Origin of the sequence: Paraburkholderia hospita, from assembly GCF_002902965.1 — a bacterium.
Taxonomy (GTDB): Bacteria; Pseudomonadota; Gammaproteobacteria; order Burkholderiales; family Burkholderiaceae; genus Paraburkholderia; species Paraburkholderia hospita.
Genome location: NZ_CP026106.1, coordinates 1903505 through 1915928, shown reverse-complemented (window position 1 = coordinate 1915928; position 12424 = coordinate 1903505). Strand labels below are relative to the sequence as shown.

The 12424-nt window shown below is 61.3% G+C and carries 12 protein-coding genes; 8 read left to right on the top strand and 4 right to left on the bottom strand.

Annotated features, from left to right (window positions below; all coding sequences use genetic code 11):
• Positions 1-29: 29 nt before the first annotated feature.
• Both purU and C2L64_RS26890 read right to left on the bottom strand, forming a co-directional pair.
• Positions 30-908 (bottom strand): formyltetrahydrofolate deformylase, encoded by an 879-nt coding sequence (gene purU / locus C2L64_RS26895; RefSeq protein WP_009770258.1) that lies wholly within the window; start codon positions 906-908, stop codon positions 30-32.
• 150 nt (positions 909-1058) lie between these two features.
• On the bottom strand, positions 1059-1985 hold the full coding sequence (locus tag C2L64_RS26890; protein ID WP_039902172.1) for a choline sulfate utilization transcriptional regulator: 927 nt from the start codon (positions 1983-1985) through the stop codon (positions 1059-1061).
• A gap of 141 nt (positions 1986-2126) precedes the next feature.
• Between C2L64_RS26890 and betC the strand changes: the two genes are divergently transcribed.
• The 3 genes from betC (at position 2127) to C2L64_RS26875 (ending at position 6062) form a co-directional block, all read left to right on the top strand.
• Positions 2127-3668 (top strand): choline-sulfatase, encoded by a 1542-nt coding sequence (betC, locus tag C2L64_RS26885; RefSeq protein ID WP_039902170.1) that lies wholly within the window; start codon positions 2127-2129, stop codon positions 3666-3668.
• Positions 3669-3751: 83 nt separating this feature from the next.
• On the top strand, positions 3752-4675 hold the full coding sequence (locus tag C2L64_RS26880) for a choline ABC transporter substrate-binding protein (protein WP_236674270.1): 924 nt from the start codon (positions 3752-3754) through the stop codon (positions 4673-4675).
• 244 nt (positions 4676-4919) lie between these two features.
• Complete coding sequence (locus C2L64_RS26875) at positions 4920-6062, top strand: porin (protein ID WP_009770254.1); 1143 nt, start codon at positions 4920-4922, stop codon at positions 6060-6062.
• 60 nt (positions 6063-6122) lie between these two features.
• Here C2L64_RS26875 and C2L64_RS26870 read toward each other — a convergent pair whose 3' ends face one another.
• On the bottom strand, positions 6123-7115 hold the full coding sequence (locus C2L64_RS26870) for a GlxA family transcriptional regulator (protein ID WP_009770253.1): 993 nt from the start codon (positions 7113-7115) through the stop codon (positions 6123-6125).
• 302 nt (positions 7116-7417) lie between these two features.
• Here C2L64_RS26870 and C2L64_RS26865 point away from each other — a divergent pair, with 302 nt between their 5' ends.
• The 5 genes from C2L64_RS26865 to C2L64_RS26845 all read left to right on the top strand — a co-directional run bounded on the left by C2L64_RS26865 (position 7418) and on the right by C2L64_RS26845 (position 11949).
• Positions 7418-8368, top strand: a complete 951-nt coding sequence (locus C2L64_RS26865) for a choline ABC transporter substrate-binding protein (protein ID WP_009770252.1) — start codon at positions 7418-7420, stop codon at positions 8366-8368.
• Positions 8369-8443: 75 nt separating this feature from the next.
• Entirely contained in the window at positions 8444-9373 is a 930-nt protein-coding gene (locus C2L64_RS26860) for a BKACE family enzyme (protein ID WP_009770251.1), read from the top strand.
• A 43-nt stretch (positions 9374-9416) separates the two neighbouring features.
• Positions 9417-10382: an L-carnitine dehydrogenase gene (locus tag C2L64_RS26855; protein WP_009770250.1), complete on the top strand. Its 966-nt coding sequence runs from the start codon at positions 9417-9419 to the stop codon at positions 10380-10382.
• A gap of 88 nt (positions 10383-10470) precedes the next feature.
• Positions 10471-10962 carry a thioesterase family protein gene (locus C2L64_RS26850; RefSeq protein WP_009770249.1) on the top strand — a complete coding sequence of 164 codons (492 nt, stop codon included), beginning with the start codon at positions 10471-10473 and terminating at the stop codon, positions 10960-10962.
• Positions 10963-11013: 51 nt separating this feature from the next.
• On the top strand, positions 11014-11949 hold the full coding sequence (locus C2L64_RS26845) for an alpha/beta hydrolase (protein ID WP_009770248.1): 936 nt from the start codon (positions 11014-11016) through the stop codon (positions 11947-11949).
• 41 nt (positions 11950-11990) lie between these two features.
• On the opposite strand, the gene C2L64_RS26840 is transcribed toward C2L64_RS26845, so the two are convergent.
• A complete protein-coding gene (locus C2L64_RS26840) occupies positions 11991-12278 on the bottom strand; it encodes a DUF3331 domain-containing protein (protein ID WP_007749046.1) in 288 nt (95 codons plus the stop codon).
• Between the last annotated feature and the right edge of the window lie 146 nt (positions 12279-12424).

The following is a 12424-nucleotide window of genomic DNA, read 5'->3' as shown; positions in this document are numbered from 1 at the left end:
TCTGCCTTGCAGCGCGGCGGCTTCTGCTTTCAGAGCACGACGGTTCTGTCGCCGTTGATGAACACACGCCGTTCCACGAATGCCTTCACCGCGCGCGCCAGCGTGATGCATTCGACGTCGCGGCCCACGGCCAGCAGGCGCTCAGGCCCATACGAATGGTCGACGCGCTGCACTTCCTGTTCGATGATCGGACCTTCGTCGAGATCGTCGGTGACGAAGTGCGCCGTCGCGCCGATCAGCTTGACGCCGCGCGCGTGCGCCTGATGATAAGGCCGCGCGCCCTTGAAGCCTGGCAGGAACGAGTGATGGATATTGATCGCGCGGCCTGCCAGCTTGCGGCTCGTTTCGTCGGAGAGAATCTGCATATAGCGCGCGAGAATCATCAGCTCCGCGCCGCTCGATTCGAACAGGTCGAGAATTTGCGCTTCCTGTTGCTGCTTCGTTTCAGGCGTCACAGGCAGATGATGGAACGGCAAACCATGCTGCACGGCAAGCGGCTCGAAGTCGGGATGATTCGATGCAATGCCGGCAATGTCCATTTTCAGTTCGCCCATGCGCCAGCGGAATAGCAGGTCGGCGAGGCAATGCTCGAGCTTAGACACCATGATCAGTACTTTGGGCCGCGTGTCGAGATCGTGCATCGCCCACTGCATATCGAAGTCGGCCGCGATGGGGTGGAACTCGCGCCGCAACGAATCGATATGCAGCGCCGCTTCGGGCGCGTTCGCCACGCCATGAAACACGCAGCGCACGAAAAAGCGCGCGCTGATGTCGTCGTCGAACACCGTGAGTTCATCGATATAGCAGTGGTGCCGATCGAGAAAGCCGACGACGGCAGCAACCTGGCCGGCGGCGCTCGGGCAGGAAAGGGTCAGCGCGAACTGATGCGAGCGATCGGTGGTGGGCATGCGAGTCCTCTGTCATTCGATATGGGATTCCCGCATGGCCGTGCCATTGAACCTGTAGCGTAGCGCGACGCGGCAAGCGGGATGATCAAGTAAATCAGCCCAATTTGCGCGCGCATAGAACCGATGCGCCGTGCTCGTGGTATCGGAACGTCAGGCGTGCGCGTGCTCGCCCAGGTCGATCAGTTCGTTGAAAACCCAGCGCCGGAAGAGTGGCACGGCGGCTGGCGCGGGGCGCGCGGGCGGGCAGACGAGGTAATAGCCGCGCTCGGTGGTCACGGGCGTGTCGAGCAGGTGCACGAGCAGGCCGGACGCGATGAGTTCGTCTGTGAGCGGCGTCCAGCCGAGCGCGACGCCCTGGCCCATCAGTGCGGCCTGCACGACGAGCGAATAACTGTTGAACATCATCCCCTGGCTGTCTTCCGGCGCTTGCAGACCGTGCGCGGCGAACCATGTGTTCCAGGCAAGCCAGCGCTCGGGGTCGGTGGGCTGCACGTGTAGTAGCGGCAATGCGGCGAGATCGGCGGCAACGCTTACGGGTGCGTGAAGATCGCGGAACGCGGGTGAGCAGACGGGCGTGACGGCTTCGGCGAAAAGCCGCGTCGACGTGCAGGGCGGCCAATGGCCGTCGCCGAACGCGATGGCGATATCCGCGTGGTCGCGGTGCGGATCGTAGCCGAGTTGCGAGGTGACGATCTTCACGTTGACGCCGGGCATCGACGCCTTGAGGCGGGCCAGGCGCGGCATCAGCCAGTAGGTGGCGAAGCCGGCGTCGGTAAGTATCGTCAATGCGCCCGTGGCGCGGCGCGCGCGGATGTCGGATGTCGCCTCGCGGATCGTGTCGAGGCCGCTGCGCACGGCTTCATAGAGCAACGCGCCTTCGGGCGTGAGCGTCACGCCGCGATGGCCGCGCTCGAACAATGGCGCGCCGAGGTCCTCTTCGAGCTGCACGATGCGCTGGCTCACGGCGGGCTGAGTCGAACCGAGCTCGCGCGCGGCGGCCGTGAAGCTCGCGAGGCGCGCGGCCGATTCGAAGGCCGACAAGGTCTGCATCGGCGGAAGACGGTCTGGTCCCGGCATAACATCCCCTTATGGGCCGATAAGCGCACGCCGCCTTCACAAAGGCTTAATGAACGGCAATAGTGAAGTGCAGGCGGCGCTCGTTGCACTGCAAGCGCCGCACTTCGATGCGTAACTCCAAGATTCTAATCCGCCCCGCTCATGAGCCTTAATACAAAGCAGAATATCGTTATCTTGATGGCGGACCAGATGACGCCGTTCGCGCTGCGCGCGTATGGCAATCAGGTCTCGTTGACGCCGCGCATCGATGCGCTGGCAAAAGAAGGCGTCGTGTTCGATTCCGCGTACTGCGCGAGCCCGCTGTGCGCGCCATCACGCTTTTCGATGATGGCGGGCAAATTGCCCGCCGCAATCGGTGCTTACGATAACGCCGCCGAATTGCCCGCGCAAACGCTGACGTTCGCGCACTATCTGCGCGTAGTAGGCTATCGGACGATCCTCTCGGGCAAGATGCATTTCTGCGGCCCCGACCAGTTGCACGGTTTCGAGGAGCGCCTGACCACCGACATCTATCCCGCCGATTTCGGCTGGGTGCCGGACTGGGATCGTCCGGACGTGCGGCCTAGCTGGTATCACAACATGAGTTCCGTGCTCGATGCAGGCCCATGCGTACGCACGAACCAGCTCGATTTCGACGATGAAGTCACGTACACGACGCGCCAGAAGCTGTATGACATCGTGCGCGAGCGCGCGGCGGGCGGCGACGTGCGGCCGTTTTGCCTCGTCGCGTCGCTTACGCATCCGCATGATCCTTACGCGATTCCGCAGCAATACTGGGATCTGTACCGCGATGAAGAGATCGACATGCCGCGCGTGACATTGACGCGCGAAGAGAGCGATCCCCATTCAAAGCGTCTGCGCGATGTCTACGAAGCGGATCTCACGCCACCGACTGAACAGCAGATCCGCGACGCGCGACACGCGTACTATGGCGCGCTCTCGTATGTCGATGCGCAATTCGGTGCGATTCTCGACACGCTGAAGGCAACCGGCCTCGCCGACGATACGATCGTCATCGTCACATCGGATCACGGCGAAATGCTTGGCGAACGTGGCCTCTGGTACAAGATGACGTGCTTTGAAGGCGGCGTGCGTGTGCCGCTAATCGTGCATGCACCAAAGCACTATCGTGCGCATCGCGTGGCTGCATCCGTCTCGCACGTCGATCTGCTGCCGACGCTCGTCGAAATGGCAGCGGGCACCCGGCGCGCGGAATGGCCCGATTCTGTGGACGGACAGAGCCTTATCCCGCATCTGCACAACGACGGTGGACACGACGAAGCGATTGTCGAGTACTTCGCGGAGGGCGCAATTGCGCCGATGGTGATGGTCCGGCGCGGCAAGTACAAGTTCATTCATACGCCCGTCGATCCCGATCAGCTTTACGATCTCGCGGACGATCCGCACGAGCGCGTGAACCTCGCGCAAGACCCGAAGAATGCCACGCTCGTCGACGCATTTCGCAAGGAGATCGCGCAGCGCTGGAACATTCCCGCACTGCATCAAGCGGTGGTTGCGAGCCAGCGCCGCCGGCGCTTTCATTTTGAAGCGACGACGCAAGGCACGATCCGCTCATGGGACTGGCAGCCATTCAACGACGCAAGCCTGCGCTACATGCGCAATCACATTGAACTCGATACGCTCGAAGCGATGGCGCGTTATCCGCGTATCGTCAGCGGCTAATGACGGGCAAGAGAGAGAAAACTTCAATACGGGAGTCCACGATGAACATACGCTGGAGAAGTTCGCTTGCGAAGGCCGCATTGATGCTTGCTGCATGCGGCATTGCAATGACAGGATCGTCGCATGCAGCAGAGCCCCAAAGCTGCACGCAAGTCCGCATGGCCGACCCCGGCTGGACCGATATCGATGCGACCAACGCGGTCACAGGCGTGCTATTGAAGGCGCTCGGCTATCAGCAGAACGTGTCGAACCTGTCGGTGCCGATCACGTATCAGGGCCTGAAAAAAGGGCAAATCGACGTGTTTCTCGGCAACTGGATGCCCGCGCAAGGTCCGCTCGTCAAGCCGTTCGTCGATGAACGTTCGATCGACGTGCTGCATGCGAATCTGACCAATGCGAAATTCACGCTTGCCGTTCCCGACTATGTCGCCGCCGCGGGCGTGCATTCATTCGCCGATCTCGTCAAGCACGCCGACCAGTTCAATGGAAAGATCTATGGCATCGAGCCAGGTGCGCCCGCCAATCAGAACATCAAGAAGATGATTTCCGATAAGGCATTTGGTCTCGGCGACTGGAAGATCGTCGAATCGAGTGAAACGGGGATGTTGACGCAGGTCGAGCGCGCGGTGCGAGACAAGCAATGGATCGTGTTTCTCGGCTGGGAACCGCATCTGATGAACACGAAATTCCATTTGACCTATCTGTCGGGCGGTGACACGTACTTCGGCCCGAACTACGGTGGCGCGACGGTGAATACGGTAACGCGCGCGGGTTTTTCCGGGCAATGCGCGAATCTCGCCAGGCTCTTTCAACAATTGACATTCAATGTCGATCTGGAAAACCAGATCATCACGAATGTGCTGCAAAACAAGGTGGATATCAATACCGCGGCGTTGAACGCGCTGAAAGGCAATCCCGCTTTGTTAAATACATGGCTCAAAGGCGTGACGACCACGAGTGGCAGCGACGGATTGCAGGCAGTGCAGGCGCAACTCGGCATTCATTGAACCGGCATTGGCGGGACTGTCAAATGGCGCGCGGTTCCGCAAGGGGCCGCGCGCATTTCTTATGCGGTACGCGTGTTCCTTTTGTTGTGTGTGTGTCGCTAACAGACCAAAGTACGTCGTGTTTGGTCGAGTTGCCTGAAAAATGGATTTGTACTGTGCATTCATCGTCGTGCGAATTGCACAAGCCGCGAAGGCAGCTTCGCATCCCTATCCCCCTCAGAGTCAGGCAAGAGAGAACTACACAATGAAAAAGCTGAATGCCGCAACACTGACAGGCGTCGCGCTCGTGCTCGCTGGAATATCGAACGCGAGTCACGCGCAGAGCAGTGTCACGTTGTATGGGATCGTCGACGCGGGCATTACCTGGGTCAACAATACGGGCGGCGCGCACGTCGTGAAGTTCGACGACGGCATCTCATACGGCAACCGCTTCGGCGTCAAGGGCACGGAAGATCTGGGCGGCGGCTTGCAGGCGGTGTTCGTGCTCGAAAGCGGCTTTCACCTCGGCAATGGGCAACTGGGCTTCGGCAGCGCGCTATTCGGACGTCAGGCGTATGTGGGGCTGAAGAACCAGTGGGGTACGCTGTCGTTCGGCAATCAGCTGGATATGACGGAAGAGATGGTGTACCTGTACAACATCTCGGCGTGGGCGAGCGGCTATGCGATTCACCAGGGCGACTTCGACCGCTTCAATGGCGACCGTCTGCCCAATTCGGTGAAGTTCCTGTCGAATGAATTCGCCGGCTTCATGTTCGGCGGCATGTACTCGTTCGGCAACGTCGCGGGCGATTTCCACCAGGACAGCGCATGGAGCGTCGGCGCGCACTATGCGAATGGACCGTTCACGATGGGCGCCGCCTACACGCAGCTGAACAATCCGCACGGCATCTACGCCTTCGATCCGTACGCGATGCTCGGCGTGCACACTTTCCTTGGCCAGCCGACGGTGACCGTCGATCCGGCGACAGGCGCGATAACTGATCTCTATTCGAGTAATCCGTTTCCCGTCGACAAGCAGGGTACCTTCGGCATCGGCTCGAGCTATGCAATCGGCGACGTGACGCTGATGGGCAACTTCACCTATACGACGATCAAGGGCCTGGGCGTCACGTCGCACATGAAGGTGGGTGAAGGCGGCGCGAGCTGGCAGGTGACGCCGGCGTTCAGCGTGATCGGCGGCTACCAGTACACGAACTTCGAAGGGCATCACTGGAATCAGGGCTCGCTGGGCGCGCACTATCTGCTGTCCAAGCGCACGGACGTCTATATTTCAGGCGATTATCTGAAGGCGTCGAGCGGCGTGGATGCAGTGATCGGCTATAGCTTCACGCCGTCCACCACGACGACACAGGCCGATGTGCGTATCGGTATGCGGCACTCGTTCTGATGCCTGTTTGATTTGCCTTGTTCGCAAAGGGCAACGCAAATCGATCAAACGACACTACATTCAAGGCACTGCGGTCTCCAGTGTCGTATTCGCATTGCCACCGGCAGTATGGCGCAGCGGACTCCGGTCGCTGCGCGGACTCGCGCCGAACCGCGCGCGATAGGTCCGCGAGAAGTGCGACGGTGACTCGAATCCGCACGCGACGCAAATTGCCGTAATCGACATATCCGTCTGCCTCAAAAGCTCGCGCGCGCGATCCAGCCGCAATTGCAGATAGAAATGGGTCGGCGTGTCCTTTAGCGATGAACAGAAAAGCCGCTCCAGCTGCCTGCGCGTGACGCCGATTTCCTGCGCGAGATCGGCGGGCGCGAGCGGTTCTTCCATGTTCTGTTCCATCACGCCGATCACCTGAATCAGCTTGCGGTTATGCACGCCGTAACGCGCGGCGATTTCCATGCGCTGATGATCGGAGCGCTGGCGAATGCGGCTCACGACGAATTGTTCGGAGATCGACGAAGCGAGCGCTGCGCCGTGACTGCGCGAGACCAGGTCGAGCATCATGTCGATCGAAGCGGTGCCGCCCGCGCACGTGATGCGCCGCGCGCCGATCTCGAATAGCTCTTCGCTCGCATCCACCGACGGGTATCGCTCGCGGAATGCGGAGAGCGCTTCCCAATGCAAGGTCACGCTGTCGGTTGCGCGCAGCAGTCCCGCTTCGGCCAGAATAAAGGCGCCCGTGTCGATGCCGCCGAGTGTCGCGTGCGCGTGGTCGAGCCGCCGGAGCCAGTCGCCGAGCGCGCGGCTGTAGCACGCAAGCGGATCGAAACCCGCGACGATAAAGACCGTTCGGGCGTGATCGACATCGCCGAATGCGGCTTCGGCATTCATCGAAATGCCGTTGCTCGCGGCGACGGGCGCGCCGTCCACGCTCAGGATATGCCAGCGGTAAAGGTTCTCGCGAAAACGGTTCGCGACGCGCAAAGGCTCGATAGCCGACATGAAGCCAAGAGCCGAAAAGCCCGGCAGCAGCAGAAACGAAATGTCTTCGGGCATCGCTCGATCTTCTGGATGTCAGGTTGGCCGGATTCGTCGAATCCGGCGAGCGTAGCAAGCAGCATGCAATGCGGCAAGCCGACAAAAATCCATGCTCGTATGGCGCAGCGCACCAATCGCGCCGACGCATGCTGGTTTTCCCTCATGGTCGCAAGCAAGCAAGAACGGGTCGCTGATAGTCGATTTTGCAGGAATATGGATTTGTACCTTTAATGCACATCGCGTCTTTCCAGGGTCGTCTTACTCGCCGCCTGCCACGTGGGCGTTCTAGAACATTACGAGCTGTGTCGAAGGGGATCGTCATGAAGTTGATCAGCAAAGCCGTTTCCACATGTCTTGCCGGCCTTCTGGCCGCACTGTCGCTGCCCGCGCTCGCGCAGGACCCGCCGAGCTGCCGCGCCGTCCATTTCGCGGATATCGGCTGGACCGACATCACGTCGACGACGGCGCTCGCGTCGACGGTATTCGAAGGGCTTGGTTATCAGCCGGTGACGACGGTGGCATCCGTGCCGATCTCGTTTGCCGGATTGAAGAGCAAGCAGCTCGACGTCTCGCTCGGGTACTGGTGGCCCGTGCAGGAAAAGGCGATTACGCCGTTCGTCGACGCGAAGTCGATCAACGTCTTGCAGCCGCCGAATCTGACGGGCGCGAGGGCGACCTTTGCGGTGCCCACTTATGAATACGACGCGGGACTGAAGACTTTCGCCGATATCGCGAAGCATCGCGCGGAACTCGACGGAAAGATCTATGGCATCGAGCCGGGCAGCAGTGCGAATGCCGCAATCCAGAAGATGATTGCGACCAATCAGTTCGGTCTGGGTGGATTCAAGCTGATCGAATCAAGCGAGGCGGGCATGCTCGTGACCGTTGACCGCGCGGTGCGCGAGAAGAAATGGGTGGTCTTTCTCGGCTGGCAGCCGCATCCGATGAACATTCAGCTCGATATGAAGTACCTGAGCGGGAGCGAAGGCGTATTCGGTCCGAACGATGGCGAAGCGCGTGTTTATACGCTGACGTCGCCGGACTTTCTGACGCGTTGCCCGAACGCGGGAAAACTCGTGAGCAATCTTCGCTTTACCACGCAGCTCGAGAACGTCGTGATGCAGTCGGTGATGAACAAGGAGAAACCTGCCGAAGCCGCTAAAGCGTATTTGAAAAAGAATCCGCAAGTACTCGACGAATGGCTCGCAGGCGTCAAGACGTATGACGGCAAGGATGGCTTGCCTGCCGTGAAGGCTTATCTCGGTCTTTGAGATTTGACATTCGAATACGGAAAGTACTTTTCCATTGCAACCAATCAGACACCACAGTTAACAGGAATTGCACGCATGAACCATGAAGTGATCGTGACCTGCGCTGTCACGGGTGTAGGCGACACCGTCGGCAGGCATCCCGCCATTCCCGTCACGCCGAAACAGATCGCCGATGCCGCGATCGAAGCCGCAAAAGCAGGCGCAACCGTCGCGCATTGCCATGTCCGCGATCCGAAAACGGGACGCGGCAGCCGCGATTCGAATCTGTACCGCGAGGTCGTCGACCGTATTCGCTCCGCGGATACGGACGTCATCATCAATCTGACGGCTGGCATGGGCGGGGACCTGGAGATCGGTCCCGGCGAAGATCCGATGCGCTTCGGCGCGGGCACCGATCTGGTAGGCGGCCTGACGCGGCTTGCCCACGTTGAAGAGCTTTTGCCGGAGATTTGCACGCTCGATTGCGGCACGCTCAATTTCGGCGACGGCGACTATATCTACGTATCGACGCCGGCTCAATTGCGGGCGGGCGCGAAGCGCATCCAGGAACTCGGCGTCAAGCCGGAACTGGAGATCTTCGATACGGGCCATCTGTGGTTCGCCAATCAATTGCTGAAAGAAGGCCTGCTCGATGCGCCACCGCTGTTTCAGCTGTGCCTCGGCATTCCGTGGGGTGCGCCCGCCGATACGACGACGATGAAGGCCATGGTCGACAACCTGCCCCCCGGCGCGCAATGGGCGGGCTTCGGCATCGGCCGGATGCAGATGCCGATGGTCGCGCAGGCGATGCTGCTCGGCGGTAACGTGCGCGTGGGTCTCGAAGACAACATCTGGCTCGACAAGGGCGTGCCTGCGAGCAATGGCTCGCTTGTGACGCGCGCCGTTGAGATTATCGAACGGCTTGGCGGCCGCGCGCTGACACCGGCGGAAGGCCGCAAGAAACTCGGCTTGCCTGCACGCGGCGAACGGCTGCTCGAAAAGCGCGCCGCAGAACAGTTCGCCTAGCAGTTCGTATAACGCTTTGAATCAATCCAGAGGATCATCGGCAATGGCAGTGATTACGGATATCAAGACTTTTGCAGCAATCGGCGCAGGTGTGATCGGCAGCGGCTGGGTGGCGCGCGCGCTCGCGCATGGGCTCGACGTCATTGCATGGGACCCGGCGCCGGGCGCGGAGAAGCAGTTGCGCGACAATGTCGCGAACGCGTGGCCCGCGCTCGAACGCGTTGGACTCGCGGCGGGGGCTTCGCAGGAGCGTCTGCGTTTCGTGAAGACGATTGAAGCGTGCGTCGCGGATGCCGACTTCATTCAGGAAAGCGCGCCTGAACGCGAGGAATTGAAGCTTGCGTTGCATGAGCAGATTAGCCGCGCCGCGAAGCCCGACGCGATCATCGCATCATCGACATCGGGCCTGCTGCCGACTGATTTCTATGCGCGCGCGTTACATCCGGAGCGCTGTATCGTCGGGCATCCGTTCAATCCTGTTTATCTGTTGCCGCTTGTCGAAGTGTTGGGCGGTGAGCAAACCGCGCCTTCGACCATCGACGCCGCAATGAGCATCTATCGCGCGCTCGACATGCGGCCGCTGCATGTGCGCAAGGAAGTGCCGGGCTTTATCGCGGACCGCCTGCTCGAAGCGCTGTGGCGCGAGGCGCTGCATCTGGTCGACGAAGGCGTCGCGACGACAGGGGAAATCGACGATGCGATCCGCTTTGGCGCGGGCATCCGCTGGTCGTTCATGGGGACGTTCCTCACCTATACGCTGGCTGGCGGCGACGCAGGCATGCGGCATTTCATGCAGCAATTCGGGCCCGCGCTGGAATTGCCGTGGACGAAACTCGTCGCGCCGAAGCTGACGGATCAGTTGATCGATCGCGTGGTCGGTGGGACGGCGGAGCAGGTCGGTCCGCGCTCGATCAAGCAGCTCGAACGCTATCGCGACGAATGCATCACGAACGTGCTGTCCGCGATTGCCGAAACGAAAGCGCGTCATGGCTTGCGTGCCGACGAATAAGGTCGAGTAATATCTGTGCGTGTGCGGGGCGTCAAAACAGATGTCCCGCGCGTGCAGTACCTCATTCAAAGCGACGGAGACATTCGCCATGCCGCGACACGCGGAATTGCCTGCGTATCACGACGTCGTGCGCGCCGAGTGGGTCGATTACAACGGCCATCTGCGCGACGCGTTCTATATGCTGATTTTCAGCTTCGCCACCGATGCGCTGATCGACCAGATCGGCCTCGACGACGCGGTGCGCAAAGCGCGTGGCCGCTCGATCTATACGCTCGAAGCGCACATCCACTATCTGCACGAAATCAAGGAAGGCGCCCGAGTGCGAGTCGAGATGCGCGTACTCGCGCATGACGCCAAGCGCATGCACCTGTACCTCGAAATGTTCGCTGGAGATGGCGGCGAAGCCGTCGCGGCGGGCGAGCAGATGCTGTTGCACGTCGATACCAGCGGGCCGCGTTCAGAGGTGTTCGACAGCGATGTCGAGGCGCGCGTGCGCGCGCTCGTCGATGCGCAAGCGGCGCTGCCTGCGCCGCGATACGCTGGGCGCGTGATTGGCTTGCCGGGGCAAGCGCGCAAATAGCGCCCCGCGCATTCGCGTGCATAATCAGAAAACCTAAGCGGAGCACGCGACATGCTCGAACCCGAGATGGTTGCATTCGTCGAGCGCACGAAGAGTCTTTATCCGCGCGATCGATCTGCATCGACGTTTGCCGAACAGCGGGCGGTGTACGAACGGTACGCCGCCGCGTTCACGCCGCCATTGCCCGATGGCGTGACGGCTCGCGACGCGCCTTTCACATCGCCCGATGAGCGCACGTTCGACGTGCGTCTGTACGCGCCCGCTGATCGCGCGCGGTCGATGGGCACGGTGCTGTATTTTCATGGCGGCGGGTTCGTCGTCGGATCGCTCGACAGTCACGATCTGATCACGGCGCGCATCGCGGCGGATACAGGGTTGTGTGTGGTGGCTGTCGATTATCGGCTCGCGCCGGAGCACGCCGCGCCCGCCGCTCACGACGATTGCCTCGCCGTCACGCGCGCCGCGCTCGACGGTCGCCTGCCGTTCGGCCCATTGCCGCGTTCGCTGCAGCTGGCAGGCGACAGCGCGGGCGGTACGCTCGCGGCGAGTGTTGCGATGCGTCTGCGCGACGAGGGGAAAGCGGGCGTGCGCAGCGTCGCCCTGGTTTATCCGATGCTGGGCATCGAACCGCAATTGCCCGCGCGCAACTCGGAAGCCGATGCACCGATGCTCACGCTTGCCGACGTGCGACGCTGCAGCGCGCTGTATTGGGGCGGCCAGGCACACGGTTACGCGTGGACCGTTCCGCTCGAAGCATCACGCTATGATGGATTGCCGCCGACGCTTGCGATCGGCGTCGAGCACGATCCATTGCGCGACGATGCCCGCGTCTTTGCAGAACGCATCCGTGCCGTGGGAGGGCAGGCGAGTGCGCCCGTCGGCATCGGCCTCGTGCACGGATCGTGGCGCGCGCTGGCGACGAGTCCCGGCGTGCAATGGATGCATCGCGAAGTGTGCGGCTTCCTCGTCGAACACGCTGCCGGTTGACGTCGGGAACGCCGACTGCCGATTGTTGCAAGAAACGTCGGTTATGCAGCGAATGCGTGCTCGAGCACTTCGGCCGCGATCATGGCAGAGGCGTTCGCGGGAGCGGGACGTTCGGCTGGCTTGAAGACGGCGTCGCCCCGCCGGATCTTTCTGCGCGAAACGGCGCACGTGCCGGACGTATGCGCCGAGCGACGGCGCCAGCGTTGCTCGCCATAGTGGCAGCGGCCGGGTTCGATCCAGCGGATTACCAGCGTCGTGTCAGAGTGTTCGAGAATCTCGATGCGCAACCCGTTAGCGCCCATCAACGGTAAACACTCCAGGGTGGTCATGGTCGGCTCCGTATTTGTGGTGTGCCGAATTTAGACCCGCGCACGCGTGAGAGCCATTGTGCTCGCGTAGAAACACTGTTCCCGATTTAGCAATAATCGGGTCCTGGGTATGCACGCGGACGGTATAAAGCGGTTTTGCGGCTCGT

Excerpts from the sequence above, each read along its gene's own strand:
- C2L64_RS26870 (WP_009770253.1), bottom strand. The coding sequence starts at position 7,115 with ATGCCCGAAGACATTTCGTTTCTGCTGCTGCCGGGCTTTTCGGCTCTT.
- C2L64_RS26865 (WP_009770252.1), top strand. The coding sequence starts at position 7,418 with ATGAAGTTGATCAGCAAAGCCGTTTCCACATGTCTTGCCGGCCTTCTG.
- betC (WP_039902170.1), top strand. The coding sequence starts at position 2,127 with ATGAGCCTTAATACAAAGCAGAATATCGTTATCTTGATGGCGGACCAG.
- C2L64_RS26890 (WP_039902172.1), bottom strand. The coding sequence starts at position 1,985 with ATGCCGGGACCAGACCGTCTTCCGCCGATGCAGACCTTGTCGGCCTTC.
- purU (WP_009770258.1), bottom strand. The coding sequence starts at position 908 with ATGCCCACCACCGATCGCTCGCATCAGTTCGCGCTGACCCTTTCCTGC.
- C2L64_RS26840 (WP_007749046.1), bottom strand. The coding sequence starts at position 12,278 with ATGACCACCCTGGAGTGTTTACCGTTGATGGGCGCTAACGGGTTGCGC.
- C2L64_RS26845 (WP_009770248.1), top strand. The coding sequence starts at position 11,014 with ATGCTCGAACCCGAGATGGTTGCATTCGTCGAGCGCACGAAGAGTCTT.
- C2L64_RS26875 (WP_009770254.1), top strand. The coding sequence starts at position 4,920 with ATGAAAAAGCTGAATGCCGCAACACTGACAGGCGTCGCGCTCGTGCTC.
- C2L64_RS26880 (WP_236674270.1), top strand. The coding sequence starts at position 3,752 with ATGCTTGCTGCATGCGGCATTGCAATGACAGGATCGTCGCATGCAGCA.
- C2L64_RS26850 (WP_009770249.1), top strand. The coding sequence starts at position 10,471 with ATGCCGCGACACGCGGAATTGCCTGCGTATCACGACGTCGTGCGCGCC.
- C2L64_RS26860 (WP_009770251.1), top strand. The coding sequence starts at position 8,444 with ATGAACCATGAAGTGATCGTGACCTGCGCTGTCACGGGTGTAGGCGAC.
- C2L64_RS26855 (WP_009770250.1), top strand. The coding sequence starts at position 9,417 with ATGGCAGTGATTACGGATATCAAGACTTTTGCAGCAATCGGCGCAGGT.